Origin of the sequence: Streptomyces sp. NPDC048411, from assembly GCF_040704695.1 — a bacterium.
GTDB lineage: Bacteria > Actinomycetota > Actinomycetes > Streptomycetales > Streptomycetaceae > Streptomyces.
In genome coordinates this window covers 1-23,100 of record NZ_JBEZKL010000005.1, presented here as the reverse complement: position 1 = coordinate 23,100, position 23,100 = coordinate 1, and the positions used below count along the sequence as shown (strand labels likewise).

The 23,100-nt window shown below is 71.8% G+C and carries 15 protein-coding genes; 6 read left to right on the top strand and 9 right to left on the bottom strand.

Annotated elements, in window-relative coordinates:
- Nucleotides 1-94 precede the first annotated feature (94 nt).
- The 3 genes from AB0915_RS03240 (at nt 95) to AB0915_RS03230 (ending at nt 5,945) form a co-directional block, all read left to right on the top strand.
- Nucleotides 95-832, top strand: coding sequence for a response regulator transcription factor (locus AB0915_RS03240; RefSeq protein ID WP_366689454.1), 738 nt, complete (start codon nt 95-97; stop codon nt 830-832).
- Entirely contained in the window at nt 829-1,905 is a 1,077-nt protein-coding gene (locus AB0915_RS03235) for a HAMP domain-containing sensor histidine kinase (protein ID WP_366689453.1), read from the top strand. Before AB0915_RS03240 ends, AB0915_RS03235 begins: the two co-directional genes overlap by 4 nt.
- Nucleotides 1,906-2,165: 260 nt before the next feature.
- Entirely contained in the window at nt 2,166-5,945 is a 3,780-nt protein-coding gene (locus AB0915_RS03230) for a multifunctional oxoglutarate decarboxylase/oxoglutarate dehydrogenase thiamine pyrophosphate-binding subunit/dihydrolipoyllysine-residue succinyltransferase subunit (RefSeq protein WP_366689452.1), read from the top strand.
- 89 nt (nt 5,946-6,034) lie between these two features.
- Here AB0915_RS03230 and fxsT read toward each other — a convergent pair whose 3' ends face one another.
- The 8 genes from fxsT to AB0915_RS03190 form a co-directional block, all read right to left on the bottom strand.
- Entirely contained in the window at nt 6,035-9,028 is a 2,994-nt protein-coding gene (gene fxsT, locus AB0915_RS03225) for an FxSxx-COOH system tetratricopeptide repeat protein (RefSeq protein WP_366689451.1), read from the bottom strand.
- 93 nt (nt 9,029-9,121) lie between these two features.
- On the bottom strand, nt 9,122-10,510 hold the full coding sequence (locus tag AB0915_RS03220; protein ID WP_366689450.1) for an HEXXH motif-containing putative peptide modification protein: 1,389 nt from the start codon (nt 10,508-10,510) through the stop codon (nt 9,122-9,124).
- Nucleotides 10,507-11,724: an FxsB family cyclophane-forming radical SAM/SPASM peptide maturase gene (locus tag AB0915_RS03215; protein WP_366689449.1), complete on the bottom strand. Its 1,218-nt coding sequence runs from the start codon at nt 11,722-11,724 to the stop codon at nt 10,507-10,509. Before AB0915_RS03215 ends, AB0915_RS03220 begins: the two co-directional genes overlap by 4 nt.
- Before the next feature lie 169 nt (nt 11,725-11,893).
- Complete coding sequence (gene fxsA, locus AB0915_RS03210) at nt 11,894-12,127, bottom strand: FxSxx-COOH cyclophane-containing RiPP peptide (protein ID WP_366689448.1); 234 nt, start codon at nt 12,125-12,127, stop codon at nt 11,894-11,896.
- A gap of 119 nt (nt 12,128-12,246) precedes the next feature.
- Nucleotides 12,247-15,690: an SAV_2336 N-terminal domain-related protein gene (locus AB0915_RS03205; protein ID WP_366689447.1), complete on the bottom strand. Its 3,444-nt coding sequence runs from the start codon at nt 15,688-15,690 to the stop codon at nt 12,247-12,249.
- Nucleotides 15,691-15,697: 7 nt separating this feature from the next.
- Nucleotides 15,698-16,744, bottom strand: a complete 1,047-nt coding sequence (locus tag AB0915_RS03200; protein ID WP_366689446.1) for a MoxR family ATPase — start codon at nt 16,742-16,744, stop codon at nt 15,698-15,700.
- Nucleotides 16,745-16,859: 115 nt separating this feature from the next.
- The gene (locus tag AB0915_RS03195; protein WP_366689445.1) at nt 16,860-18,884 is read right to left on the bottom strand and encodes a trypsin-like peptidase domain-containing protein; all 2,025 of its coding nucleotides are present in this window, start codon (nt 18,882-18,884) and stop codon (nt 16,860-16,862) included.
- Nucleotides 18,885-18,940: 56 nt separating this feature from the next.
- Nucleotides 18,941-19,552, bottom strand: a complete 612-nt coding sequence (locus tag AB0915_RS03190; protein WP_366689444.1) for a CU044_2847 family protein — start codon at nt 19,550-19,552, stop codon at nt 18,941-18,943.
- Between the two features lie 395 nt (nt 19,553-19,947).
- On the opposite strand from AB0915_RS03190, the gene AB0915_RS03185 reads away from it, so the two are divergent.
- Nucleotides 19,948-20,127 carry a DUF6104 family protein gene (locus tag AB0915_RS03185; RefSeq protein WP_023586593.1) on the top strand — a complete coding sequence of 60 codons (180 nt, stop codon included), beginning with the start codon at nt 19,948-19,950 and terminating at the stop codon, nt 20,125-20,127.
- A 62-nt stretch (nt 20,128-20,189) separates the two neighbouring features.
- On the opposite strand, the gene AB0915_RS03180 is transcribed toward AB0915_RS03185, so the two are convergent.
- Complete coding sequence (locus tag AB0915_RS03180) at nt 20,190-21,011, bottom strand: hypothetical protein (RefSeq protein WP_366689443.1); 822 nt, start codon at nt 21,009-21,011, stop codon at nt 20,190-20,192.
- Between the two features lie 153 nt (nt 21,012-21,164).
- Between AB0915_RS03180 and AB0915_RS03175 the strand changes: the two genes are divergently transcribed.
- Nucleotides 21,165-22,022, top strand: a complete 858-nt coding sequence (locus AB0915_RS03175; protein WP_366689442.1) for a DUF4097 family beta strand repeat-containing protein — start codon at nt 21,165-21,167, stop codon at nt 22,020-22,022.
- A 1-nt stretch (nt 22,023) separates the two neighbouring features.
- Nucleotides 22,024-23,010, top strand: a complete 987-nt coding sequence (locus AB0915_RS03170) for a helix-turn-helix transcriptional regulator (protein ID WP_366689441.1) — start codon at nt 22,024-22,026, stop codon at nt 23,008-23,010.
- Nucleotides 23,011-23,100 lie beyond the last annotated feature (90 nt).

Genomic DNA, 23,100 nt, shown 5'->3' with positions numbered 1-23,100 from the left:
GCTGAGCGGCAAACGGGATCACCCACGAAATCCACAAGCGAAGACCGTGCGTCCGGGGGGATTGGCCCCCCGCGAGAACGGGCAGGGCGGGGCGATGGAACAAACACACACCACCCACAACGGTGTCGCGGCGACCCCGAGCGCACAGCGCCGGGTGCTGGTGGTCGAGGACGACGCGACAATCGTCGATGCCATCTCCGCCCGCCTGCGGGCCGAGGGCTTCCTGGTGCAGACCGCGCTCGACGGCCCCGCGGCCGTCGAGGCAGCCGAGTCCTGGCAGCCCGACCTGATGGTGCTCGACATCATGCTGCCGGGCTTCGACGGCCTGGAGGTGTGCCGCCGGGTGCAGGCCACACGTCCGGTGCCCGTGCTGATGCTGACCGCCCGGGACGACGAGACCGACATGCTGGTCGGCCTCGGTGTCGGCGCGGACGACTACATGACCAAGCCGTTCTCGATGCGTGAGCTGGCCGCCCGAGTGCATGTCCTGCTGCGCCGGGTGGAGCGTGCCGCACTGGCCGCGGTGACACCGCGCAGCGGCATCCTGCGCCTCGGCGAGCTGGAGATCGACCACGCGCAGCGCCGGGTGCGGGTGCGCGCCGAGGACGTCCACCTCACGCCGACCGAGTTCGATCTGCTGGTCTGCCTGGCCGGCACACCGCGCGCGGTGCTCTCCCGGGAGCAGTTGCTCGCGGAGGTCTGGGACTGGGCGGACGCCTCCGGCACCCGTACCGTCGACAGCCACATCAAGGCGCTGCGCCGGAAGATCGGTGCGGAGCGGATCCGCACCGTGCACGGCGTCGGTTACGCCCTGGAGACCCCGGCGCCATGACCCGGCCCGGCTCGCGACTGCGTCCTTTCTCGGTCAAGGCCAAGCTGGGCACGCTCGTCGTGGTCTCGGTGTTCATCACGACCGGGCTGCTGATGGTGGCGGTGCGCACCAGGACCGAACTGCGGTTCATCACCGTGTTCTCGGTGATCGCGACGCTGCTGATCACGCAGTTCGTGGCGCACGGTCTGACGGCGCCACTGGACGAGATGACGAAGGTCGCCCGGTCGATCTCGCACGGCGACTACACCAGACGGGTGAGAGGCGCCGGCCGGCGCGACGAGCTCGGCGACCTGGCGCAGACGATCAATCTCATGGCGGACGATCTGGAGGCCGTGGACCGGCACCGCAAGGAGCTGGTGGCCAACGTCTCGCACGAGCTGCGTACGCCGATCGCGGCGCTGAGAGCGGTGCTGGAGAACGTCGTGGACGGGGTCTCCGCGGCCGATCCGGAGACGATGCGCACGGCGCTCAAACAGACGGAACGGCTCGGCAGGCTGGTGGAGACGCTGCTGGACCTCTCCCGGCTGGACCACGGGGTCGTCACCCTGAAGGCCCGCCGCTTCGAGGTGTGGCCGTATCTCTCGGGCGTGCTGAAGGAAGCGAACCTGGCCGCCTCGCACCGCCGGCTCTCCTCCGGCTCCGGGAACCACGGCCGCAAGGACGTACATCTGCATCTGGATGTGTCGCCGCCCGAGCTGACCGCGCATGCGGACGCGGAGCGGCTCCACCAGGTGGTGGCCAATCTGATCGACAACGCTGTCAAGCACAGCCCGCCACACGGCCGGGTCACGGTGCGGGCACGGCGCGGCGCGCAGCCGGAGTCGCTGGATCTGGAGGTCCTGGACGAGGGCCCGGGCATCCCCGAGTCCGAGCGGCACCGGGTCTTCGAACGTTTCAACCGGGGCGAGGTGCCGTCCCCGCACGGTCCGGGCAGCGACGGCGGTACGGGTCTGGGGCTCGCGATCGCCCGCTGGGCGGTGGATCTGCACGGCGGCCGCATCGGAGTGGCTGAATCAGCTCGCGGCTGCCGGATCCAAGTCACTCTTCCGGGGATCCCTCAGCCACGCAGTTGACATAGGGTTCGAACCGGAAGGGCGCGTTCTACGTGTCGTCCCACGAGGGGGATACGGTCCACGTGGCCGTAGCCACGGCCTCGCGTACCCGGACTGAAGCGGAACCATGCTTGTTTCCCGCCATTTCCTGCGCCGAAACCAGCTCTTTGATGTGACTTGCACGACGAAGACCGGCCCGGCCTGCATGGAACGGTCAGGGAGGCGTAGCCTTGATTTCCGCTGTCCATCACCTTGTGAAGCGGAAGAGGGCGGTTGCCGCCGTGTCGTCTCAGTCCCCCAGTAACTCAAGCATCTCGACCGACCAAGCCAGCCCGGGCACGAGTCCGGCTGCGGCTTTCGGCCCCAACGAGTGGCTCGTCGACGAGATCTACCAGCAGTACCTCCAGGATCCCAATGCGGTCGATCGCGCCTGGTGGGACTTCTTCGCCGACTACAAGCCGGGTACGTCCGGCGCGGCGGACAAGCCCGTTCCCGGCGCCGCAGCCGCGGGGACTGTGGTGCCCCCGGCCGCCACCGCGCCGACCGCGCCGGCGCAGGCCCCGGCGAAGCCCGCGGCTGCCGCTCCGGCCGCTGCCCCGGTGGCCCCGGCCGCGCCCGCCGCTCCGGCTGCGCCCGCCGCTCCGGCCGCGAAGGCCGCCGCGCCCGCCAAGGCGGCCCCGGCCACTGCCGCCGAGGGTCCCGAGTACGTGACGCTGCGCGGCCCGTCCGCCGCCGTGGCGAAGAACATGAACGCCTCCCTGGAACTGCCGACGGCCACGTCCGTCCGCGCCGTTCCGGTGAAGCTGCTCTTCGACAACCGCATCGTCATCAACAACCACCTCAAGCGCGCCCGCGGCGGGAAGATCTCCTTCACCCACCTCATCGGGTACGCGATGGTGCAGGCCCTCAAGGCCATGCCGTCGATGAACTGCTCCTTCGCGGAGAAGGACGGCAAGCCGACCCTGGTCAAGCCGGAACACGTCAACCTCGGTCTGGCCATCGACCTGGTGAAGCCGAGCGGCGACCGCCAGCTGGTCGTCGCGGCCATCAAGAAGGCCGAGACGCTCAACTTCTTCGAGTTCTGGCAGGCGTACGAGGACATCGTCCGCCGCGCCCGCATCGGCAAGCTCGGCATGGACGACTTCACCGGAGTCACCGCCTCGCTGACCAACCCCGGCGGCATCGGCACCGTCCACTCGGTGCCCCGCCTGATGCCCGGACAGGGCCTCATCATGGGTGTCGGCGCGATGGACTACCCGGCGGAGTTCCAGGGCACCTCCCAGGACACGCTGAACAAGCTGGGCATCTCGAAGGTCATGACCCTGACCTCGACGTACGACCACCGCGTCATCCAGGGCGCCGCCTCCGGCGAGTTCCTGCGGATCGTGTCCCAGCTCCTGCTCGGCGAGAACGAGTTCTACGACGAGATCTTCAAGGCGCTGCGCATCCCCTACGAGCCGGTCCGCTGGCTCAAGGACATCGACGCCTCGCACGACGACGATGTCACCAAGGCCGCGCGGGTCTTCGAGCTGATCCACTCCTACCGGGTCCGCGGCCACGTCATGGCCGACACCGACCCGCTGGAGTACCGCCAGCGCAAGCACCCCGACCTGGACATCACCGAGCACGGCCTCACCCTGTGGGACCTGGAGCGGGACTTCGCGGTCGGCGGTTTCGCCGGCAAGACGCTGATGAAGCTCCGCGACATCCTCGGTGTGCTGCGTGAGTCGTACTGCCGCACCACCGGCATCGAGTTCATGCACATCCAGGACCCGAAGCAGCGCAAGTGGCTCCAGGACCGGGTGGAGCGTCCGCGCCCCAAGCCGGAGCGCGAGGAGCAGCTGCGGATCCTGCGCCGCCTCAACGCCGCCGAGGCGTTCGAGACGTTCCTGCAGACCAAGTACGTCGGGCAGAAGCGGTTCTCGCTGGAGGGCGGCGAGTCCGTCATCCCGCTGCTCGACGCGGTCATCGACTCCGCCGCCGAGGCCCGCCTCGACGAGGTCGTCATCGGCATGGCCCACCGCGGCCGCCTGAACGTCCTGGCGAACATCGTCGGCAAGTCGTACGCGCAGATCTTCCGGGAGTTCGAGGGCAACCTCGACCCGCGGTCGATGCACGGCTCCGGCGACGTCAAGTACCACCTGGGCGCCGAAGGCACCTTCACCGGTCTGGACGGCGAGCAGATCAAGGTCTCGCTGGCCGCCAACCCCTCGCACCTGGAGGCGGTCGACCCGGTCCTCGAGGGCATCGCCCGCGCCAAGCAGGACCTCATCAACAAGGGCGGCACGGACTTCACGGTCCTGCCCGTCGCGCTCCACGGCGACGCGGCCTTCGCGGGCCAGGGCGTCGTCGCCGAGACGCTCAACATGTCGCAGCTGCGCGGCTACCGCACCGGCGGCACCGTGCACGTGGTGATCAACAACCAGGTCGGCTTCACCGCCGCCCCGGAGTCCTCCCGCTCCTCGATGTACGCCACCGACGTGGCGCGCATGATCGAGGCGCCGATCATCCACGTCAACGGTGACGACCCCGAGGCCGTCGTCCGGGTGGCCCGGCTGGCCTTCGAGTTCCGGCAGGCGTTCAACAAGGACGTCGTCATCGACCTCATCTGCTACCGCCGCCGCGGTCACAACGAGGGCGACAACCCGGAGTTCACCAACCCGCAGATGTACACCCTGATCGACAAGAAGCGCTCGGTGCGCAAGCTCTACACCGAGTCCCTCATCGGTCGCGGCGACATCACGCTGGAAGAGGCCGAGCAGGCGCTCCAGGACTTCCAGGGCCAGCTGGAGAAGGTCTTCGCGGAGGTCCGCGAAGCCACCTCGTCCCCGGCTCAGACCCATGTCCCGGAAGCGAAGCCCGAGTTCCCGGTCGCCGTCACCACCGCGGTCTCCGCGGAGGTCGTGAAGCGGATCGCCGAGTCCCAGGTCAACATTCCGGAGCGGATCACAGTCCACCCGCGCCTGATGCCGCAGATGCAGCGCCGTGCCGCCTCAGTGGAGAACGGCACGATCGACTGGGGCATGGGCGAGACCCTGGCCATCGGTTCGCTGCTGATGGAGGGCACCCCGGTCCGGCTCGCCGGCCAGGACACCCGCCGCGGCACCTTCGGCCAGCGCCACGCGGTCCTCGTCGACCAGGTGACCGGCGAGGACTACACCCCGCTGCTCTACCTCTCCGACGACCAGGCCCGCTACAACGTCTACGACTCGCTGCTCAGCGAGTACGCGGCGATGGGCTTCGAGTACGGCTACTCGCTGGCCCGCCCGGAGTCGCTGGTCATCTGGGAGGCCCAGTTCGGTGACTTCGTCAACGGCGCGCAGACCGTCGTCGACGAGTTCATCTCCTCGGCCGAGCAGAAGTGGGGCCAGACCTCGGGCGTCACGCTGCTCCTGCCGCACGGCTACGAGGGCCAGGGCCCGGACCACTCGTCCGCCCGCCCGGAGCGCTTCCTCCAGATGTGCGCGCAGAGCAACATGACGGTCGCCATGCCGACGCTCCCGTCGAACTACTTCCACCTCCTGCGGTGGCAGGTGCACAACCCGCACCACAAGCCGCTGGTCGTCTTCACCCCGAAGTCGATGCTCCGCCTCAAGGCGGCGGCGTCCAAGGCGGAGGAGTTCACCACCGGCGGCTTCCGCCCGGTGATCGGCGACGACTCGGTCGACCCGAAGGCGGTCCGCAAGGTCGTCTTCTGCGCCGGCAAGGTCTACTACGACCTGGATGCCGAGCGCGAGAAGCGTGGCGTCAAGGACACGGCCATCATCCGGCTGGAGCGTCTGTACCCGCTGCCGGGTGCCGAGCTGCAGGCCGAGATCGCCAAGTACCCGAACGCCGAGAAGTACCTCTGGGCCCAGGAGGAGCCGGCCAACCAGGGTGCCTGGCCGTTCATCGCCCTGAACCTGATCGACCACCTGGACCTGGCCGTCGGCGCCGACGTCCCGCACGGTGAGCGCCTGCGTCGCATCTCGCGACCGCACAGCTCCTCCCCGGCGGTCGGCTCGGCCAAGCGCCACCAGGCCGAGCAGGCGCAGCTGGTCGCCGAGGTCTTCGAGGCCTGATCAGCGGCTGTACGTGCGAAAGGGCCCGGCCCCGCGAGTGATCGCGGGGCCGGGCCCTTCGGCGTGTCGCCGTTCCTTCGGTGACCGGATCAGATGATCGGCGGCTCGAAGTCCCAGTACGGCCGGTTGCGGGACCGTGCGGAGACCGTGTGGACGTGCTGTGCGCCCAAGGTCGTCACGAGGTCGCCCAGCGCCTCGCTCTCGATCTTCTCGGCCCGCTGCCGGTCCCGAATCCCGCGCAGGTCCGCCGCGTGGGCGATCCGGGCCGAGAGTGTCAGCGGGTGGGTCCGGCCAAGGACCTCGGTGGCGCGAGTGATGGTGGTCTCCGTGAGGGCGGCGGCGGACTCGGGGTCGCCGATCAGGTTGCGCAGTGCCGACGCGTTGATGGCGCAGCCCAGAGTCCAGGGATGGCTCTCCCCCACGGCCTGGGTCATGGCGGCGAGCGCCCCCTCGATGAGCACGTGGGCGTGTTCCCGTTCTCCCACGTTGCGCAGAATGAGCGCGTGGTTGGCGCGGGTGCCCGCCACAAAGGGGTGGGACTCGCCGAGCATGTCGACGTAGCCGCTCACGACCTTCTCGCTTATGTCCCTGGCCTGGTCGATGTCCGCGTGCTCGCGGGCGAAGCAGCTCTGGCTGGCCGCGAACATCATCGTCAGTGGGTCGCCCTCGCCGAGCACCCGCTCGCAGCGCTCCAGCACGCGGGTGAACAGCGCTCGGGCCTTGTTCCGGTCCCCCGAACGGTAGTGGCACAGCGCGAGGTTGTGTTCGGCGCGCAGGGTCTGCGGGTTGTCGGGGCCCATCACGAGCCGGTGCACCCGGGCGCTCTGCGTCTGGAGCGACTCGGCCTCGGCGTAGCGGCCGAGCAGGCGCAGGTCGGTGGCGTAATTGATCTCGGAGTAGAGGGTCCAGTTGTGGCGTTGGCGCAGCAGTTGGCGCCGGGCCTCCAGGGTGCGCCGGTTGAGCTCCAGGGATTCCTCGTACCGGCCGAGCAGCCGGAGCGACATGGCAAGGTTGTTCTGCGCGTTGAGCGTCCGCGAGTCCTGTTCGCCGAGCAGTTCGCGGTAGGCGGCCAGGATCCAGCCGGAGATCTCCAGCGCCTCGTCGTACCGGCCGAGCCCCCGCAGGTCGGCGGCGAGACCGCCGGCCGCGCGCAGGTGTTCCAGGTCGTGTTCGCCGCGTTCGGCGCGCAGGTGGTTGACGGCGGCCCGTTCGATGGCCTCCGTGCCTGCGTAGTCGCCGACCGCCCGCAGCAGGTTGGCGTAGTTGTAGCTGAGGTCCCAGACCCTGGGGTGGTTCTCGCCGAGGAGTTCGCGCCAAGCCTTCACGGCTCGTGCGCCGAGTTTGATGCCTGCCCGGTACTCGCCCGACAGGTACATGTACCGCAGGCAGTTGAGGACCAGGGTGTGGACCGCCGAGTCGGTGCTGAGCAGGACGTCGGCCCACTTCAGGTGGGGGGTGATCTCAGCGTAGGCAGGCCACAGGCGGGTGTCCGTGGGGCGGCCGGGGTCGGCGGCGGCAAGGGCTCTGCGGACCACGCCGATGAATTCCTGGCGGTCCCGCTCCGGCATGTCCTTGCTGACGATCTGGTGGACCATGCGGTGCAGGTAGAGCGATTCGCCGGCGGACGGGTCGTCGATGCTGGACTCATGGGACTCCAGGCGGACGACGGAGTACTGCCGGAGCTGGCCGATCGCCTTGTTCCACAGCAGTGGGTCGTTCATCAGGCCGGCCAACTGCTCAGGAAGTTCCCCGGCGGGCATCTCCTTCAGGAGCCGTACGGGGATGGATCCGGGGGCGAAGAAGGTGCACAGGCGCAGCAGGTCGACGGACTGGGGGACGGTGTCCTTGAGCTTGTTCAGCAGTATCGACCAGGCGGTCTGGAAAGCGAGCGGGAAATCCGCGGAGACCTTGACGACGTCCTGGTCGATCCCGCCTTCGAGGAGTTCGATGTACTCGTCGACGGACATGTCGGAGTCGTTGAGCCATCCCGCCGTCTGGTCGAGGAGCAGCGGCAGGTCCTCCAGTGCGTCGGCGAGCAGGTCGGACTCGGACTGGGTCAGCCGTGGGGCACGACGCCGGATGAAGGCGACCGATTCCTCACGGCGGTAGACCGGGACTTCGACGAGGTTGCTGTTGTGCTCGCCCCACTCCGGGTTGCGGGACGTGATCAGGACGTGGCCGGGGCCGGTCGGTACCAGATCCCAGATCTGTTCGGGCTCGTCGGCGCCGTCGAGGACGAGCAGCCAGTGGGAGTGGGGGTCGCCACGGCGCAGCGAGTCACGGACCGCGCGGAGCCGTTCGCCGTACTCGGCACCGGTGGACAGGCCCAGTTCCGGGGCGAGTTCGGCGAGTTTCTGGCGGTAGAGGGCGCGGCGGTCGGCGGGGACCCACCACACGACGTCGTACTCGGAGCCGAACCGGTAGACATACTCCGCGGCCAACTGCGTCTTGCCCACGCCCGACATGCCGTGCAGGGTGACGACACCCGCGCCGGAGCCGGCGTCCTGGAGGGCTCGGTAGGCGTTGCTGAGCAGTTCCTCTCGGCCGGTGAACCGGGTGTTGCGGCGCGGTACGCCGCCCCACACCTCGGGAGTTTCGGACGGGAACCGCGGTCCCGGCCTGGCCGCCGTGGTCTCGGGCAGCGGGTCGGCGGGGAGACCGAGGCGGGTCAGCAGCCGTCGTTCGGCCTCGTCGGCGCCGACGTTGGTCAGGTCGGCCGCCCCGAAGACGGACGTGGCGCCGGGCAGCGCCGACGTGGTGACGGAGACGGCGACGAAGCGGTCCTGGTCGGGGGCGACGACCTCGCGCAGCGCCCGGTTCCACTCCTCATGGCTACGCGGGCCGAGCTGGAAGTACCAGTCGCTCAGGATCACCAGGACACGGCCGCGGGCCAGAGTCAGATCCCGCAGGCTCTCCTCCAGTGGCACCTCCACCGGTGGGTCCCAGCGCTGCTGGACGACCGTCACTCCGCGCCGCTCCAGACGGTCGCCGATCCAGGCCGCCCAGGCCCGGTTGAAACCGGCGAAACTGATGGTGACGGTCTGCACCCCGGTTGCTCCAACTTGCTTACGCGTTCCGGGCATTCAACCGTCTCCCTGCCTCGATTCGAGCCTTATCAACATACACCGGGGACCCTGTGGCGATCAGGTGGTCGGCGGCGCCGGTCAGGTGCGCGCTCACGCCCGTCGCGAGCCGTTCCTCTGCTGCCATATCACGCGCGCGGTGCTCACATACGCCTGCGCCCGGGCCAGATGACCCGTGGGGGGCGGACAATCGGCCAGACGGTCGTAGAGGGTGATCATCTCGTTGACGAGCACCCTTCCCTCGGCGGTCAGCGCGCCCGAACCGGCCAATACGGGCAGTACGGCTCCTACTTGTTCGCGGCAGCGGGCGTGTTCGGCCCAGGAGAAGTCGCGGTGGGTGACGCGCTCCGCGCCGAGTGCGAACCGCTGCCAGTAATCGGCGAGCGCGAGGTGCGAGTACGCGCCCTGGAACAGCCCGTCGAACGGCCGGGGGTCGGAGCGCCAGGGTGCGAAGTGCCGGGGGGCGGAGTCCTCGTGGTGCAGCCGTACGAGGGCACCGATCGCGGCCAGCTTGGTGTGCTGGAGTTCGTGCACGAGGGTCGAGGCGAAGTAGGCGGGGGTGGCCGGTTTACTGCTGAGGACCGCGCCGAACGCCTCGCGCCTGGTACCGCTGCAGTGCGCCGCGCCCTGGCCGGTGGGGCCCGATCCGGGCGGCGGGCCGAGTGGCACCAGGCAGCGCAGCAGCACGGCCGCCTCGGTCACGCGGTGTTCGCCGCCCATCCGGAGCAGCGGTTCGACCCCTGACCAGGACTCCGTCCACGCCTTGCGTTCGCTGTCGTCGATGTTGACTGCGTCGCTCAGCCCGTGGCGCTCGAGGCCGCTGCCCGCGGTGCGGTACGGGTCGAGATCGTCCAGCGGGACGGGGCCGGCGCCGGGCAGTACGGCGGGCAGGGACAGTGCGGGCAGCCAGCGCGGGTCGGGGGAACTCGTGGTGCCGTCCTCGTGCGCGTGCACGACGAGGGGCCTCTCCTGATGGTGGCGGAGCGTCAGTTCTGCTCCGGTGGATGTGATGTCGAGCCAGCCGTCGGGCATCCGCAGGGCCCCCAGGGTCGGTAGCGACAGCAGTCCGCCGCGCGCGGTGAGCCGGGCCGTGAACGCCAGCCGTGCGCGGATCGCCGCCGCTGCGGCGAGCGCGCCCGCGTGGTCGAGGTCCGCGTGGAGTTGGGGGGCGGGGGCAGTGGCCGTCAGGCCCCGCAGGCAGCTCTGCGCCCAGGGGCCCGCCAGGGGGTGGAGCAGCACCGCGCGGGCAGCGGTCCGGTCGGCTCGGTCGGCTGCTTCGAGCAGCGCCCAGTCCTGGCGCAGCCGGTCGAGCCGGTCCGGTGGGCAGACGGTCGCGGGAGCTGCCCCTGCGGCGTCGAGGAGGGCCCGCAGCAGGACGAGACGGCGGGTGTCCTGGTCGCGTACGAGCAGGCCGAGGTCGTCGGAGTCGCCTTCGGTACGGCCGAAGGCGCGGAGTGCGCGGTCCGGGAGTGGGGGGCTCATCGGTGGTCTCCTGCGGTTGCGGCGGCCAGCCGGTCCGCCACATGGCGGACGAGCCGGTCGAGGTCGGCGCAGTAGACGGAGGGGTTGGTGAAACCGTTCTCTGCGCGGTAGCGGTGGGCGTAGTGGCCGCCGCCGCAGACCGTCAGCAGCGGGCAGGCCCGGCAGGCGGCGGCGAGTGCCCCGGCACCTGCCTGACGGGCGGCGACGCCGGGGTGGCGCAGGGCGTCGTCGAAGCTGTGGCGGAAGATGTCGAGTCCGGTGGCGGCCGCCGTGTCGTAGGCGGACTTGAGGGAGTCGACCTGTTCGATCGCCCCGTCGGTCTCGACGACGACGGCGTTGACCGGGTCGAGGCCCAGCGATTCGGTGGCGGCGGGCAGGCCGAGCAGCAGGGCGAGGCACTCCTCGAAGAGCCGGACCCGGGTCTCCCGCCGACCGGCCGGCCACCAGCGGTCGAAGACGGTGCACAGCCAGTCGCCGTACGGGGTCGGGCGCGCCGGACCCGGTCCGACGCCCGGCGTTCCGGGCTCGGGTATGCCCGGCGGCGGGGTGGTCCAGTTTCCGTGCGGCAGCAGGAGGTCCAGGGCCGGTGGGCGCAGGGCGAGCAGCGACTCGTACATCTCGACGGGGTCGGTCCGCGGGTCGACGACGGTGAGGATGCCCGCGTACGCGTCGGGGTGCCGGTCGGCGAGGAGCTGGGCGCCGCGGGAGGCGGCGGGCCAGGAGGGGCGTCCCGCGTGGTCGGTGCGGAGGGTGTTGTGCCGGGCCAGACCGCCGTCGAGGCTGATTCCGATGCGGATGCCGTGCCGGGCGAGAGTGGCGATGCGGTCGTCGGTGAGCAGGGTGGCGTTGGTCTGCACGGTGGCGTGGAGCGTGCAGCCGCCGGGTATCCGTTCGCGCACCCGGTCGGCGAAGGTGCCCAGCCTCCCTGCGCCCGCGAGCAGGGGTTCACCGCCGTGGAGGACCAGGGCCACGCTGCGCAGGGCATGCGTCGCCGCGTGTTCGGCGATCCGGTCCGCCGTACGGTCCAGGACGGCCGGTGCGGCGGCGGCCGGGCGGGCGCGCCATGTTCGGTCGGGGCCCTCGTACAGGTAGCAGTAGCGGCAGGCGAGATTGCAGCGACCGTGGGCCTTGACGATGAACTGGCCGAAGGGGACGGCTGGCCGGGCGACGCTGTCCGGGCGCGCGGGCGCGCCTGGCGTCGTCTGTCGGGACACTCCGGCACCCCCGTGCTGTCCGTCTGCCGGGGCGTCCCCCGCTGTCGGGAACGCCCCTGTCATCGGCCCGGGGCGCGTCTTTGCGGCCTGCCGCCCGGGCAGACACTTCCCGGGCCGTGCCGCCCTGTTCACCCGGACCGCGGACCGCGTCCGTGCGGTCCGCCGCGCCTCAGAAGGCGTTGGTGAAACCCCACAGCATCTCCCGCGGCTGCTCGGCCCTGTCCCGGAGGTCCGCGACCACCGCGGCGAGGACCGGGTGGTCCAGCGTCCGCAGCGCCTCCAGATCGAGCCCGAGCAGGTCCGGCAGCGCGCCGGGCTCGTGGCCGGACCCGGCGCCGGGTGCCTCGGGTGTGCCCGCCCCGGCCCTGCGTGCCGATGCACCCGGCTCGCTCAACTCGCTCATCATGCCTCCCCGTTGACTGTGCAGTGGGCTCCGCGGTCGCACGCTCACCGTCGAGCGAACACCGCCCAGCCCGTGTCCCTGACCCTCGTACCACCAGCCCGGCGCACGCCGTCGTGCGCTCAGCGCTCCAGCTCGGCCAGCCGCTCGGCGGTCGACTCGCCCGCCGCGCCGCCGGCGTTCGGCAGTTTGCGCCATTCGAGGCCGGCCGCCCGGTACGCCTCGCGCGCGGCCCGGGGACGCCCCGCCTTCTGATACGTCATACCCCGCCAGTGGTTGGCCATAGCACCCAACTCCACTGCCTCTTGACACTGTTGTGGACTCTCCAGCTCCGCTTCCGCCGTGCGGGCGGACTCGGCCGCGTCCCGGAACGCCTCGGCCGCGTCGTCGAGCCTGGCCGGCCGCTGCAGCACCCGCGAGGCATCGAGATGGGACCGGCCCAGCGCCAGCCAGCAGCGCGCCGCGGTCAGCGGATCGCGGGCCTCCTGCGCGGCGAGACCGAAGAGGTGCTCGGCCTCCCGCAGATCGACCCGGTCCTCGGTGGCCCGGTGCCGCAGCATCAGGGCCCGGCCGAGCATCAGCAGCCGCTCGGCCTGGCGCGCGCTGCCGGACGGCGTCTCCGTACGGCAGTCGCGCAGCACCCGCACCGCCGCGCCGATGTACTCGCGCCCGTCCGGCAGTTCGGCACGCCGCAACAGGGTCCCGCCCCATTCGGCGAGCAGATCCGCATGGGCCCGGGAGTCGCGCGGGACGCCGCGGGAGGCGCGGGCGAACCATTCGGCGGCCGCCACGAGTTCGTCCGGTGCGTCCAGCTGTTCGTAGCGGGCGACCCGGACCCGGCCCGCCCTGGTCTGGAGCGCGGCGCGCTGACGCTGTTCCCTGACGGTCACCAGCGCCTGGTCGATCAGGGCCGCCGCCTCGTCCGGTTCGCCGCCGGAGGCCAGCAGGGCGTCCACCAGGTCCAGCAGGATCCGTACCTCGGTGCCCAGGGTGTGCCGGCCGCCGCCCGCCCCGAACGCGGTGCGCAGCGAGCGGGCCGCCTGCTCCGCGTACACCCGTGCCTGTTCGGTGTCGGCGGTCGCCCCGGCCAGTTTGAGCAGGGCCCGGCCGTGCGCCAGTGGCAGCGTGGCCGGACGGTTCTCCTGGTCGGGCCAGACGTCGGCGAACGCCTCCAGCATTCCTGCCGCGGCCTGCAGCAGGGCGCTGTCGCCGCCGAGGCGCCACTGCGCCTCCAGGGCGCGTACGCGCTCCAGGGTGAGCCGCAGCGCCTCGCCCGGGTCGAGGCCGGGGGCCGCGCAGGCGACCGTGTACTCGCGGTCGGCGCGTCGGAGCAGGGTCAGTGCGCCGCGCCGGTCGCCGCGCCTGCGCCGGTCGTCGGCCGCGGCGTGCAGCACCTTGGCCAGCACCGCCCGTTCGCGTACCGCCCCGGGATGCGCGGCAGCCCGTTCCGCGGCGTTCTCGGCCTCGCGCAGGAGGTCGTCGCCGCCCTGGACCTCCCACAGCCGCAGCACGCAGCGCGCGTACTCGGCCCACAGTTCGGGGTCGGCGCCCGGGTACCGCTCACGCTCGGTCGCGCCCCGGAGCAGCTGCACGGCGTCGATCAGGTACTGCACCATGCTGTCCGAGTCGAACTGGCGCAGGAGTGCCCGGGCGCTCTCCACCGCCGTGTGCGTCGTCCGGCCGGGGGCGTCGTGGCCGCCCCGGTCGCCGTAGGGCGCGAACTGCTCGGGCAGGGGCATGAAGCGCTCCAGTACGCGCGCCGCGACCTCGGCGAAGGGATGGGGAACGCGCGACCCGCCGTCTCTGTCGCTCTCCCCGTTCTCGTCACCCTCGTCGTTCTCCCCGATGCCGCCGCCCGGCGCGTGGCGGCCGAGGTCGGTGGCGTACGAGGAGGCGCGTCGGCCGTCTCCGAGCTGGGCGAACGCCAGCGCGGGAAAGTTCGGACCGCCCTTGCCGAACCGCTGTTCTATGTACTCCGAGCAGTGCTTGAGCACGAGCAGCGCCTCGTCACGTCCCAGCGGCCCGAGCAGCGCCTCCTGGACGCCGGGCGCGAACTCGTACCACTGCCCGTCACCCGCGCCGTCGCCCCTGCTCCGCGAGATCAGTCCGCTGAGCAGCACCTCGGCGAGTTCGGAGGGGCCCGAGTCGGGCAGCATCGTCCGCTGCACCAGCTGCATCACCGGCAGATAGAGGGGCGCCGCGGCGAGATAGACCGCGAGCTGCCCGGCAACCGGCGAGGCCGCCGAGCGGAAGCGGCTGACCAGCTGGAGCGAGGACAGCCGGTCGCCGGGGCGTGGTGCGGGCGCGGCGGGCTGGTCGGCCCTGACCCAGCCGACCGCTCCGGAGATCCGTCCGGCGCCGGTGCCGGAGAGCAGTCGCGCCCAGGCGTCGAGCGCGCCCGCCACGGGCGGGAGTACGGGCACGGCGAGGGCGCCGGGACGCGCGGTGGGTGCCCCGCCCGCCTCCTCGGTGACCTTCAGTACCGCGGCACCGGAGAGCCCTTCGCCGCGGGAGAGCACACCGAAGGTCACCGGCAGCCGGGTGCGGTTCCACATCCGCTGCGGCAGCGGCTGCAGTACGGCGGTGGGGGCCTGCCGGGCCAGCTGGTGGAGCAGCCGGTGGGCGCGCCCGCTGTGCCAGAGCGGTCCGGCGCAGTCGCTGACCAGGATGGTGACGCGGCGGCCGGTCGGATCGCTGAGCCGGTCCGCGGAGTTCAGCGGGGCGGCGGCCGGGTCGGGACTGCGGCTGACCGCGCAGGAACCGTCGGGGCCACGGTGCAGATAGCGCACCTGGACATCCCGAAAGGCACCCAACTGGCCGAAGATCTGCTGGAGTTCGCCGAACATCCGGTCCCAGACGCGCATCGATGAGGAGGCGTCCATGACGAACTGCAGCAGTGCGTCGGCGCGGGACACCCCGCGGAACACCGGGATGATCAACCCTCCTGCGCGTGCGCTGAGTTCGGCGGTGGCCGTCTCGTCCAGGGTGCGGCGCAGGGGTGGCGCGGCGGGGCGATAGCGCTGCAAGGGACGGAGGGCTCGCTGGATTTCAAGAGGTGCGGGCAGGGCGGGGGCAGCGGGCACGCCGAGGGTGAGGGTGGCGGCGCTGCGGCTCCCTCGGCCGTGCGGCCCGTCACCCTCGCGCTGCCCGTCGCGGCGCGGGACGGAGTCCGCAGGGGGTACCGGATACAGAGCTATCCGGCGGTCGGTGGCCGCGGGATCCCTCTGCTCCGCGGGCTCGTCGTCGTCCGGTGCGGCGCCCGTGCCGTGCGCGCGCCCGGCCGTGGTGCGGGCGGACGGTGCGGCCGGTCCCGCGTCGGACAGCTCGGCGCGAGAGAACGGCACGGCGGGGCCGCCCTGCTCCTCGGCTCCTTCCGGCGTGTCGGTGCGACGGGTCCATCGGGCGAGCCACAGGGCGTCGCAGAGCTGTTCGGCGTCAGGGTCGAGCCCGGCCTCGCGCAGCCGGGCGACGAGTGCGGGCAGCAGGCCTCCGTCGTACGGCTCCGGTTCCGCAGGACGCCCTCCCCCTGCTCCGTCCGGGCCGTGGCGTGCCGCGGCGTCGGGCATCAGCGCATCACCTCGGCCTGTCGAGTCGCTGGATGAGCAGGTCGGCGAGCCGGTCCCGGCCGGCGGGGGCGGCCGCGTCGGTGAGGTAGATGGCATTCAACAGCTGGTCGGTGGCCAGGAGTTCGCTGCGCGACCGCTCCAGGAAATGGGCGATGAGATCGTCTCCGGAGCGCGCCGCCTCGTCGCCGAGGTGGGCGCGGACGAAGGTGGCGAGCCGCTGGTGGTCGGGACGGCCCAGCTCCAGGTGGATGCAGCGCCGCATCAGCGGGGCCGGGAAGTCGCGCTCGCCGTTGCTGGTGAGCACGACGAACGGGAACGCCCCGCACTGCACACGACCGCCCTTGACCGTCACCTTGGTGCCGTCGTCGGTCAGCACCTCGGCCTCACCGCCGGGCAGCCGGTCGGCGATGCGCTCCAGTTCCGGAATGCCGAACTCGCCCTCCTCCAGCACGTTGAGGAGATCGTTCGGCAGGTCGATGTCGCTCTTGTCGAGCTCGTCGATGAGCAGCACGCGGGGCCGGTCGGAGGGCAGCAGCGCGGTGCCGAGCGGGCCGAGCCGGATGTAGCTGCCGACGTTCTCCGCCGCGCCGGAGCCGGCCGCCCCGGCCGCTGCGCCGTGCGCGGCGATCTGGACGTCCTGCAGCCTGGCGATCGCGTCATAGTGGTAGAGGCCGTCGAGGAGCGTGGACCGGCTGACGATGGGCCAGCGCAGGACCCGGCCGAGCCTGAGTTCATGGGCGACGGAGTGGGCCAGCGTGCTCTTTCCGGCGCCGGGGCTGCCGGTGACCAGCAGCGGGCGCCGCAGGTACAGCGCCGCGTTGATCATTTCGAGTTCCTCGGCGCCGGGCCGGTGGAGTTCGGCGATGTGCCGGTGGCCACCGAGACGCCGGGTGGCGGACCCGTCCGTCCGGTCGCTCCCGGTACCGCCGTCGCCGGGGTCCGGGGCCTCGCGGGCCGCGAAGTCCCGCCAGGGCGGCGGGGACGGCAGTTGATCGATGCCGTCGTGCGGTTCACCGGCCCCTCGGTAGATGAGCCACTCGCTGGGTTCACTCATAGCGTGTTCCTCGTCGTCACTCGTCCGCCAGGTCCGGTGTGAGGGGCAGCAGCCGTCGAACGCACCTCACGGTATCGATCCGTGAACTCCCCGGTAAGAGGCCGGCCGGCGCTGTTCACGGCGCCTCCAGGAGCTGATCGGAACCGGGGATCATATGGTGCGGATCGTCATAGAACAGCACGACGCCGTAGGACCAGAAGGCATCGGCACGTTCCGCCTTCACATCCCTTCTCAGCTCGTGGATCCGCTGCGGCAGCCGGTCGGCGGTGCGCGTCTGAGCGACGGTGTTGAGGGCGCGCCGATGGAATTCGGAGCAGACCCCGTCCGGTTCCCCGGTCCGTCGCCACAGGGCCACCCCGAAGCCGCCGTCGAGGATCCGCACCAGTCCGGCCGTGGTCTCGGGGTCCGGCCGGCCGCCGTACCGGCAGAGGACCGGCACGGTCTCGTACGCCAGGGTGCGCAGCCTCGCCACCTCCGGTACGCGTACCCCCATTCCGTCCTCGCAGTCGACGACTTCGGCCTGCACCGAGGAGTTCCGGGTGCCGTTCCACCGGGCCCTGCGCAGTCTTTCCACGTCGTCGTCCGGCGGCTGCTCCCGCGCCGAGCGGCGGACGACGACCGGGCGCACGGCTCCGAGCGGCAGCCCGTCCGGGGTCACCTTCCAGTTGTCGACGTCCAGACCGAGCAGCGCGGGTGGGATCGCGACCTGGAGCATGGCGGGGCTGTCGGGTTCGTCGCACCGCCGGAACGCCTCGGCGAGCGGGGCGGCCAGCCGGTCCGGGAGCGCGCCGAGCCCCGTGCCCTGGCTGTCCTCTGCGACGGGCAGGACCTCCCCGGTGCGGCGGGCGACGCCGATCCGCCAGTCGTAACGGTCCCGTTCCCAGCCCCTCGGTTCCAGTTCCAGCAGGACGAAGGCGCGTTCGCCGTACCGGGTCGGCTCGCCCCTCGGCTCGGGGGCATGCTGGTGTTCCTGGTCCCGGCTCTGCCGGACGGCCCGCCAGTGCAGCACGAGTTCCTGCCGGAAGTCGCGGGACAGGTCCTCGTCGGCGATCCGTTTCACCCATTCCCACAGGGACTTCGTGGCGGCCCGGGTGGACGGCACGTCGTACGGGCGGTCGGCGGCGAGGACGCCCATGCAGTAGCGCAGGATCAGTTCGAGTGCGGCGTCGCGGTCGCGGACGCGGGCGTCGTACAGCGCGCCGAGTCCGTCGCGCCAGCCGCGCGGCGCCGGACGGAGATCGCGCGCATGGACGTTCGGCAGGCCGTCGAGCAGCCGCAGCAGATTGCGGGTGCTGACCGGCGGCGGGAACTCGGCGAGCCTGCCCAGGAGGTCGATCCGCCGCTTGGGGCTGAGCACCCGGCCGGGCGGGCCGGGGAGCTCGCTCTGCACATCGGCCCAGGTCCGCTCGGTGGACGCCGGGCTGTTGTGCCGGTCGGCGTGGTAGCGGTCGTGGGCGTGGAAGACGGCCTGGTACGTGTCGTCCGTCTCGGTCTCCACGGGTCCGGCCGGCACGGTGAGGGAGCGGAGCCGCTCGATTCCGATGGCGGTGCCGCCCTGGTGGCCGTCGAGCCGCGATTTGATCACGCCGACGACCTCGCCGCGGGTGACGTCCACGACGGGCCCGCCGGACATCCCGGGCGCCAGCCAGTCCTCGGCAAGCCGGATCTGCTGGTCGGCATCGGCCCAGCCGCCGAAGGTGCCCTTCACCTCGCAGTCGCCGCTGAGCGTCGTCAGCCCGCCGCCCGGAGCGGGCGCCCAGCCCACGACGCGGACCTTGCGGCCGCGGAGCATGGCCTCCGAGCGCTCGGTGACGTACACACAGGGGTGCTCGACGGGCCGCCGCAGCTGAATGAGCGCGAGGTCGGGCGCGGGCCAGCCCTGGGCGCCTGCCGGCCGGGTCTCGGGCAGCGCGGCGAGCACCACGCCGGGGACCTCGGTCAGCCCGGCGTCGTAGGGGTCGGCCCTGAACAGCACGTTCACCTCGCGCCCCTCCCCCTGCATGGCGACATGTGCGCACGTGAGGACCCAGCTCGGGGCGATGAAAAAGCCACTCCCCAGGAAGCCCGGGCCGGGTTCGTCAGTGGCATACCCGTCCCCCCGGCGATGGATGCGTACGGTGGCGTCCCGCACGAGGTCCATGAGCGCAGCCTCCTCCGGCCCCGGGCCCCTTTCTGCGCCCCCGGCGGTCTCCTCCGTCATGACCCGCCGCCGTCGGCCGTCGCGGCACCGTCGGGGTGCGCCGGTGCGCCGGTGGATGCTCCGGCGGACGCATCGTCCGAGGATGCGGGGGCGTGCGACGGCGGGGACGCGGGGTCGGGCCGTGCGGGTGCCGGTCCCGGCGGCACCGGTGGTGCAGGCGGGACGGCGGGTGCGGGCGGGGCGGACGGCATGGGTGGCGCGGCGGCCTGCGCGGGCACCTGCGGCGTGATCGGCGGATCGATGGCCGGGCCGCCACCGCTCCAGGTGAGCGTGACCTTGATGGCGCCCTTGGCCTCCCCGTCCGCGAGGAGTCCGACCACCTTGCCGGCCTTGGCGGTGAGCTCGATGCCGAATTCGACGCTGACCTCGTCCGGCCGCACGGCCCGCAGCGGCTCGGCGAGCGACCGCGCGACGCTGGTCACCACCCCCTGCAGGCTCTCCACCCGGGCCTGCACCTGGTCGGCGAAGTCCGAGAAGCCGGTGTCCGTGTAGGACAGCCCGTTCCCGGCCGGCTGCCGCTCAAGTTCCTCGGCCCCTGAGATGCGCGCCCAGACCGGTGTGCCGTCCGGCATCTCAATGCGTGCAATACGGGCCCCGCTGTCACTCATGACACCCCCGTTCCCCGAACTCCCCGCAGGTTAACGGCAGTACGCGATCGATGCGATGCACATCCGTCAGGACGCCGGGGCCGGGCGCACCGGTTCTCGGACGCTTCCCGGCCGGATTCCGCCGCCCCCGCCGAGGGTCCCGCGCCCGCACTCCCGGCCCCCTGAGGGCTGTCACCAGGCATTACGGCCTCCCTCGCAGTAGGGAGTGGTCAGTGAGCGGCGTCGTGCGGCTTCGATGGCAAGGCGGAGGACGGAGTCGACGCGGAGCGTCGGTGACCGGCGACAACGCCGAAGGGGGCCCCTCCCTGCTCGAGCGAAGCCGAGAGCTTGGGGGAGAAGCCGCAGGGCGTCGGGAGCCCACTCCCTGCCGCGGGGGAGGCCGTTAAACTTGCGCCATGTACTTCACCGACCGTGGCATCGAGGAGCTGGAGAAGCGGCGCGGCGAGGAGGAGGTCACTTTCGAGTGGCTCGCCGAGCAGCTGCGTACGTTCGTCGACCTCAATCCCGATTTCGAGGTGCCCGTCGAGCGCCTCGCCACCTGGCTGGCCCGGCTGGACGACGAGGACGAGGAATAGGGCGACGCCCTAGGGCGCGTCCGCCGGGCCCCGCCGGCCGGGATCAGCCCCCTCGTCCCGGATCAGCGACCGTCGGCCCGGATCCGATCGTACGCAAGACCGAGTGCCCCGTGCACGATCAGCAGCGCTCCCGCGAACGCCCACCCTCCGCTGCGGCGCCCGATCCCCCAGGTGACGAGCGGTACCCCCGCGGCGAGTTGGGCGGTGGCGAGCGCACGCGCCTTGGGTCCGCGCAGCCACGGGCCGAGTCTGCCGCTCTCGACCGCGTCGAGTTCGATCTTCACCGCGTCGCGCCAGCCCGCCCAGGCGATCCGCTCCGTTCCGGGCCTGCTGTCGGCCGAGGCGTGCAGCCGATCGGCGGGTTCGCCGGGATCGAGGCCGGCCGGGAGGGTCAGTCCGATGCGGGTGAGTGCGGCGAGGAGACCGCGCAGCCGGGTGCGGGCGTCCGCATCGGGATCCGGGCGGGTCAGCGTTTCGAGCCGCTGGATGTCCAGGACGGGGTCAAGCCCGAGCCGCGCGGCAAACGTACGCATCGCCTCGCCCTCACCCGCCGGAGTCCCGTCCGCCAGCCAGATGTATCCGACGGGCCGCCGGAAGTCGGACGCGAGCGTATAGCCGGCCCGGTCGCCGTCCCACCACAGCGCGAGAACCGGCCAGGTGGAGCCGACCGCGAGCGCGGTGGCCCAGCCGCCCACCACACTGTCGACCGGCTGATCCCCTTCTCCCCCGTCCCGCCAAGGTCTTCCTTCCGGCACGAGGACGCTCCACCCGTCTCCCGCGGGCGCGAGCAGCATGCGTTCGCGCAGTAGATGGGCCACCGGCCGTACGGAGTCGGGTTCGGCTCGGCAGAGCAGCACCGCACCCACGGGTGATGTCGCGTTCACGCCTCACACCGTAGGGCAATTTGCCCATATTTGGCGCCATTTGATCGACCCAGGCCATCCCACCCTCTCTTGACTTCCCCGAACCGCGATATATCGTGTTCTTCAAGAGACGCGATATGTTGCGTCAACGCGCGCTCCTGGGAGGTCAGATCCATGCCTGTGTCGACGTGGGCCATCGCCGAGCCTCAGAAGCTCACCTTCGACGACCCGGTGACGGCGCTCAGCGTGCGCATCGTCAACGGCACCGTCAACGTCGTCGGCACCGAGGAGCCGACCGCGCGGCTGGAGGTCTCCGCGATCGAGGGCCCGCCGCTCAATGTGACGCAGAAGGACGGCATCCTCACGGTCGCCTACGAGGACCTGCCCTGGCACGGCTTCCTGAAGTGGTTCGACCACAAGGGACGGCACCGCAGCGCGGTGGTCTCGCTCGCCGTGCCGGCCGGGTCGACGGTGGAGCTCGGCACGGTCGGTGCCGGAGCGCTGGTCTCGGGCGTCCGGGGACGTACGGACGTGCGCGGCATCACCGGCGACACCACGCTCGTCGGCCTCGGCGGCACGGTCCGCGCGGACACGGTCTCCGGCAGTGTGGAGGCCCAGTCCGTCACCGGGGAGCTTCGCTTCAAGTCGGTCTCCGGCGATCTGACGGTCGTCGAGGGCGCCGGGACGGTGGTACGGGCCGAATCGGTCAGCGGCAACATGGTGCTGGACCTGGACCCGACCGGGAAGCCCACGGACATCCGGCTGACCACGGTCTCCGGCGAGGTCGCCATCCGGCTGCCGCACCCGGCGGACGCGACGGTCGAGGCGAACACGGCCAGCGGCGCCGTCTCCAACAGCTTCGAGGATCTGCGGGTCGGCGGCCAGTGGGGGGCGAAGCGGATCACCGGGACGCTCGGCTCAGGCACCGGGACGCTGAGGGCCACGACCGTGTCGGGGTCGATAGCCCTGCTGCGCCGCCCACCGGCCGAGGACGATCCGTACGACGCCGAGTCGACCGGAAAGGTGCTCTGACATGCCCTCCGTATTCGCCCATGGGCGGCTCCGCCTCTACCTGCTGAAACTCCTGGACGAGGCACCCCGTCACGGCTACGAGGTGATCCGGATCCTCGAGGAACGTTTCCAGGGCCTGTACGCACCGTCGGCGGGCACCGTCTATCCGCGCCTGGCCAAACTGGAGGCCGAGGGTCTCGTCACGCACGCCACCGAGGGCGGCCGCAAGGTCTACTCGATCACCGACGCGGGCCGGGCCGAACTGGCGGACCGTGGCGGCGAACTGGCCGATCTGGAGCTGGAGATCCGCGAGTCGGTCTCCGAACTGGCCGCCGAGATGCGGGACGACGTGCGGGGCGCGGCGGGGAAGCTGCGCAGCGAGATGCGCGCGGCAGCCGGCGAGACCCGGCACACCTCCGCCACCGGGACCGGCGCGAAGAGCGACCGGGGCTCCCCGTTCGGCGACTTCACGGACTTCGGCGACAGCGAGGCCTGGCGCACCGCCAAGGAGGAGCTGCGCAAGGCCAAGCAGGAGTGGAAGGAGCAGGCCCGCCGGGCGAAGGACGAGTCCCGCCGTGCCCGCGAGGACGCCCAGCAGGCGCGCCGCCAGGCCAAGGAAGCCCAGGAGAAGGCGCGCGAGCAGATGCAGAACGCGGCCCGGCAGGTCCAGGAGCACTTCGCCCGGGGTGACTGGCCCACCGGCGTACGGGAGGGGCTGGCCGAGATCACCGGCCGCCTGGCCGGCTACACCGGGACGACCGGCCGACCCTCGTACACCAAGCCCGAACCGGCGGCCGCCGACCCCGACTGGGGCAAGGAGACGGGCACGACGGGCGACCCGGCGCGCGACCTGGACCGCCTGCTCGACCGCTTCCGGGACGACATCCGCGACGCGGCCCGCGACCGGGGGGTCACGGAGGACCAGCTGGTGGAGGCCCGCCGCCATCTGTCGACGGCGGCGGCCGGCATCGGCGCGCTCCTGCGGAAGGGCGCCGACGCCAAGGAGTGAGCGGGGCCGGGGGCCACCGATACCGACTGATTCAGCGCCGAAAACTCATCGCTGCCCGGTGCAGAACAGGGGACGGGCTGCGGTCCGCCA

Bases quoted from the DNA above. Each gene is read 5' to 3' on its own strand.
- AB0915_RS03220 (WP_366689450.1), bottom strand. From the start codon at position 10,510: ATGAGCCCCCCACTCCCGGACCGCGCACTCCGCGCCTTCGGCCGTACC.
- AB0915_RS03175 (WP_366689442.1), top strand. From the start codon at position 21,165: ATGCCTGTGTCGACGTGGGCCATCGCCGAGCCTCAGAAGCTCACCTTC.
- AB0915_RS03170 (WP_366689441.1), top strand. From the start codon at position 22,024: ATGCCCTCCGTATTCGCCCATGGGCGGCTCCGCCTCTACCTGCTGAAA.
- AB0915_RS03235 (WP_366689453.1), top strand. From the start codon at position 829: ATGACCCGGCCCGGCTCGCGACTGCGTCCTTTCTCGGTCAAGGCCAAG.
- AB0915_RS03185 (WP_023586593.1), top strand. From the start codon at position 19,948: ATGTACTTCACCGACCGTGGCATCGAGGAGCTGGAGAAGCGGCGCGGC.
- AB0915_RS03205 (WP_366689447.1), bottom strand. From the start codon at position 15,690: ATGCCCGACGCCGCGGCACGCCACGGCCCGGACGGAGCAGGGGGAGGG.
- AB0915_RS03195 (WP_366689445.1), bottom strand. From the start codon at position 18,884: ATGGACCTCGTGCGGGACGCCACCGTACGCATCCATCGCCGGGGGGAC.
- AB0915_RS03240 (WP_366689454.1), top strand. From the start codon at position 95: ATGGAACAAACACACACCACCCACAACGGTGTCGCGGCGACCCCGAGC.
- AB0915_RS03190 (WP_366689444.1), bottom strand. From the start codon at position 19,552: ATGAGTGACAGCGGGGCCCGTATTGCACGCATTGAGATGCCGGACGGC.
- AB0915_RS03200 (WP_366689446.1), bottom strand. From the start codon at position 16,744: ATGAGTGAACCCAGCGAGTGGCTCATCTACCGAGGGGCCGGTGAACCG.
- fxsT (WP_366689451.1), bottom strand. From the start codon at position 9,028: ATGCCCGGAACGCGTAAGCAAGTTGGAGCAACCGGGGTGCAGACCGTC.
- fxsA (WP_366689448.1), bottom strand. From the start codon at position 12,127: ATGAGCGAGTTGAGCGAGCCGGGTGCATCGGCACGCAGGGCCGGGGCG.